Here is a 3,706-nt window from a genome sequence, read left to right as displayed (position 1 = left end):
ACAAGCCTAACCCGCTTAATGGACTTAACCGGATACTGATGGATATCCCATTTACCCAGTAGCTTGAGTTCACCAATTCCCTTTTTATCGGTGATAGTGATACGGCGTTTTGTTGGATGAAGTTTCCAGCCGCTAGTTTTATACTCAACTGAGCGGTTATCGCGCTGAAACCTCGGATATCCTTTTTTGCCAGCTTTTTTAGACTTGCAGTTATCGTAAAACCGAGAGATTGCAAGCCATCCCCGTTCTGCTGATGCCTGTACAGCCATTGAGTTAAGGTCTTTGACAAAGGAGAATTCCTGGCGTAGTGCTGTTGAATACTTATTCAAGGCAAAACGGTCAATTTTGGCGTCTTTTGGCGCGTCCATCCAATAACGAATTGCTTTGTTACGGATGAACTGCACCGTCCTGATGGCTTCATCAATAGCTTTGTCTTGCTGCGGCTTTGCTTTGATTTTGTATTCAAGAACTAGCATTGAATCGACCTCTCAATGTGCTTTTTCCATTATAGTAGAAGTGTGGTCAATTGTGTGTACCGATGAAAACAGAAAGACTAGATATCAGATTAACTAAGTATGAAATGCAACAACTAAAGGAAGAGGCTACCAGGCGGGGAATGAGCAAATCTGAGTTGATCAGAAGCTTGATAGCTCGTTTAAGAGCACCTTTGTAATTTGGTCATCTACGTCCCTCCGATGACCCGCCTCATATCCCACGCTTAAAAGACGTGGGTTTTACGGCGCTTCTATAAGCGTGGTACGAGCAAATAACGGAAGTGCGATCGCGCCTTGCCAGTTATACTATATGGCTCGATGAGATGAAAAACCCCAGCAAGAATCCTAAAATTGTCGAGAAAACCACGGAATTACCTCCCAATTCGTAAGCTTCCGGCATCATGGTACTAGCAACCATAGCTAAAATTGCGCCGCCAGAAATAGCCTGTGCGATCGCGACAACCACTTCAGAGGTATTGTTTCGTAAATAAAAACCCGCGATCGCACATAAACCACTGAGCATAACGATACCTATCCATAATCCCAAAATCTGACTCGTTTTCGTTCCCGCTTGTTTCATTCCCGTGGCGCTGGATAAGGCTTCTGGAAAGTTAGAAATAAATACCGCTAATAAAAAAGACCAACCCAAATCGCTATTTCCAGAATTCATACCAATAACAGCCGCTTCTGGGATATTATCAATTAAAGTACCAACCAAAATGGCAAACGGTGTGGACTGTTTCACCAAATTTTCCAGGGTCATTTGATCATCCCGGAGTAATAGATCCAGTTCAACTTGATCCATGATCTGCTGTCGCCACCGATCTAAACGGTGTTCCACAACCAGGCGTGACTCTGTTGCCACTTGCAGGCGTCGGGCTAAGGCGCGACTCAGTGACCAAGCCAGATGGGGCGACCAGGTTAGCATACTATTGAAATGTTCCCGGTGTAACTGATACAATTCCATTGGAGTGCGAGCAACCACAGTGGCAGATCGCGGTTCTCCAGTCAGGAGTGCCATCTCACCAAACACTTCTCCAGGTCCCATTGTACCCAGAACTTTTCGACCCTTTCGCACTTCGGCTTCGCCGTTGACAATCATATAAAAATAGTCACCAGGGGTTCCATCTTCACAGAGTACGTCTCCAGGGTTAGCGTAAATTGGATTGAGAAACAGGGCAACTCTTTGCCGTTCTTTGGGTGGTAGGTTTTGCATCACCTCAATGTGGGCGATGCGATTGAGGACATCACTCACCTGCTCAGCACCATGTTCAACCAGGTAGCGGCGACTGGATGCGGGTTTACGCAGGAATCCGCCATGTTGGTCGATATAGGATGTCAGGAAAGCAAATAACATTCCCCCTGCCATAAACCCAATTAACAGGGGGACAAAACCACTGTGGCGATAAACAGGAATGGTAATTTCAAACGCGATCGCAGACAATAGCGTACCACTCCCAAATGCCATAATCGTCGCGGACAAATGGCGACTCGGTTGCCAAAAGACTCCGACACAGGCGCCCAAGGCTAAACTAGACGCGCCCAGAATTCCTTGAAAAAAGGCTGCCGTTGGCATAGGTGGCTTGCAGTTTTTAGGTCAGTTTTAATCCTATCGGAGAAAGGGTATCCCTGGATGTGGGATTGTTTACAAACGTTAAACTGAGGACAGGGGGATAACTATGTTGATTTCTATTGCAGGCATTAGGTAATAATGATTGAACTCCTAGCCGTACTTTCGGTAGCAGCAGCCGTAGGAATGAGGATTGCTTTGCCTTTGTTGGTGATTGGTTTGTTGCAAAGCGACAACCTCTGGAATCAAATTCCTCTGCTGTCTCGCATTCATCCCTCGGTTTTAGTCGGTATTTTGACCACCTTCTCATTTTTTGAGTTATTTGCCTCAAAGAAGCTTCTGGGACAGCGAATCTTGCAAATTGTCCAACTCCTGTTTAGTCCTGGGGTTGGGGCAATTATGGGTATTGCTGTCGCCCAGTTTGCCGATATTCCCAGGGAGTTTATTTGGATTTTCGGGACAGTCAGTGGGTTATTGGCATTTGTCCTGCAACTGGTACAAGTTGGCTGGTTTTTTCGCTTGCGCGGTTTACCGTTATGGGTGGTTTTTTGCCAAGATGTTTTATGTGTGGCATTAGTTATCTTTGCCTTTGATGCGCCTCAACAAGGTGGATTAATTGCCCTGCTTCTATTGTGGCTAGCGATTCGCAGTTCTCAACAATGGTATCGTTTATATGGTAGGCAAAATCGTTCCCAGCGATATCGGCAAGTTTTGTAATCTGTTCAGTTCAAAGGGAACAGGGAATGGGGAATACCGAATTTAAATGCACATCAGTTTAAGAGGAATTGGCAGAATTGCGATAACAAATTGACAATGGATAATGAACAATGGATAATGACCTCTCCTTAAAAGAAGAGGATTGAAATTAAGTAAAATATTTTTTAATTTCTTCGTAAACGAAGAGATCTTAGACCCAATTAATCAATTATCAATTATCAATTATTAATTATCAATTATCAATTATTCATTGGTGGAACCATTTCATACCCTTGCACCGCTATCAGGGAAAATGTGTCATTGCTCCCCCAGCTTCCCCAGCTCCCCCAGCTTCCCCAGCTTCCCCTGCTCCCCCTGCTCCCCCTGCTCCCCCTGCTCCCCTTTCGTCCCTTTGTTGTAGTTTGGGAATTAAGGCTAGAAAATTAGCCAGTTTAGTGGGATAAAGAGTTTTTATGACTACCAAGTCTTGGTCTTTACCAAAATTGTGAGATGGCATTTTGTCGGTTGGAGCCTCGTGCCCAGGTCAGAGAAGGGAATGCTAAAGGCAGGCTCCGCCTCCGGTAAGGTTTTGGCTCAAGTTGACACAGATAACCGACGCATCCTTGACGGTGCCGAATTATCCGCCTATACGTCTGGCATGGGCGATGCTGGAGATGTAACCGTCACCGCCACCGACAAGATTGAAGTGATAGGCACTGACGCCGAAGGGAATCCCAGTAATATAAACGCCTTAGTCACCGCCCGCGCTACGGGGAATGGCGGGAACCTCACCATCAATACCCCTTCTCTCCTCGTCACCGATAAGGGTGAACTCACTGTAGAAACCCGAGGCAATGGCACCGCCGGCAACCTTTTAATTAACACCCAAACCCTAACCGTTACCAATAACGCCACCGTCTCCGCCGCCACATCCTCCCCCAGCCCC

General features: G+C 46.1%; 4 protein-coding genes and 2 pseudogenes. 3 read left to right on the top strand and 3 right to left on the bottom strand.

Annotated elements, in window-relative coordinates; translation table 11 throughout:
- Positions 1–476: pseudogene (locus RIM23_RS15265) on the bottom strand (RNA-guided endonuclease TnpB family protein); the annotation flags it as partial.
- Positions 477–538: 62 nt separating this feature from the next.
- On the opposite strand from RIM23_RS15265, the gene RIM23_RS15260 reads away from it, so the two are divergent.
- Positions 539–673 carry a plasmid mobilization protein gene (locus RIM23_RS15260; protein ID WP_446368067.1) on the top strand — a complete coding sequence of 45 codons (135 nt, stop codon included), beginning with the start codon at positions 539–541 and terminating at the stop codon, positions 671–673.
- A 122-nt stretch (positions 674–795) separates the two neighbouring features.
- Here the strand turns inward: RIM23_RS15260 and RIM23_RS15255 are convergent, their stop codons facing one another.
- Complete coding sequence (locus tag RIM23_RS15255; protein ID WP_446368066.1) at positions 796–2,070, bottom strand: cyclic nucleotide-binding domain-containing protein; 1,275 nt, start codon at positions 2,068–2,070, stop codon at positions 796–798.
- Positions 2,071–2,205: 135 nt separating this feature from the next.
- Here RIM23_RS15255 and RIM23_RS15250 point away from each other — a divergent pair, with 135 nt between their 5' ends.
- The gene (locus tag RIM23_RS15250) at positions 2,206–2,781 is read left to right on the top strand and encodes a DUF4126 domain-containing protein (protein ID WP_446368065.1); all 576 of its coding nucleotides are present in this window, start codon (positions 2,206–2,208) and stop codon (positions 2,779–2,781) included.
- A gap of 283 nt (positions 2,782–3,064) precedes the next feature.
- Here the strand turns inward: RIM23_RS15250 and RIM23_RS15245 are convergent, their stop codons facing one another.
- Positions 3,065–3,277, bottom strand: a complete 213-nt coding sequence (locus RIM23_RS15245) for a hypothetical protein (protein WP_446368064.1) — start codon at positions 3,275–3,277, stop codon at positions 3,065–3,067.
- Positions 3,278–3,316: 39 nt separating this feature from the next.
- Here RIM23_RS15245 and RIM23_RS15240 point away from each other — a divergent pair.
- Positions 3,317–3,706: pseudogene (locus tag RIM23_RS15240) on the top strand (filamentous hemagglutinin); the annotation flags it as partial.

This window comes from Coleofasciculus sp. G3-WIS-01, assembly GCF_040223135.1.
Taxonomy (GTDB): Bacteria; Cyanobacteriota; Cyanobacteriia; order Cyanobacteriales; family Coleofasciculaceae; genus Coleofasciculus.
This window is presented reverse-complemented; position numbering and strand designations above follow the sequence as displayed.

Bases quoted from the DNA above. Each gene is read 5' to 3' on its own strand.
- RIM23_RS15260 (WP_446368067.1), top strand. From the start codon at position 539: ATGAAAACAGAAAGACTAGATATCAGATTAACTAAGTATGAAATGCAA.
- RIM23_RS15255 (WP_446368066.1), bottom strand. From the start codon at position 2,070: ATGCCAACGGCAGCCTTTTTTCAAGGAATTCTGGGCGCGTCTAGTTTA.
- RIM23_RS15250 (WP_446368065.1), top strand. From the start codon at position 2,206: ATGATTGAACTCCTAGCCGTACTTTCGGTAGCAGCAGCCGTAGGAATG.
- RIM23_RS15245 (WP_446368064.1), bottom strand. From the start codon at position 3,277: ATGCCATCTCACAATTTTGGTAAAGACCAAGACTTGGTAGTCATAAAA.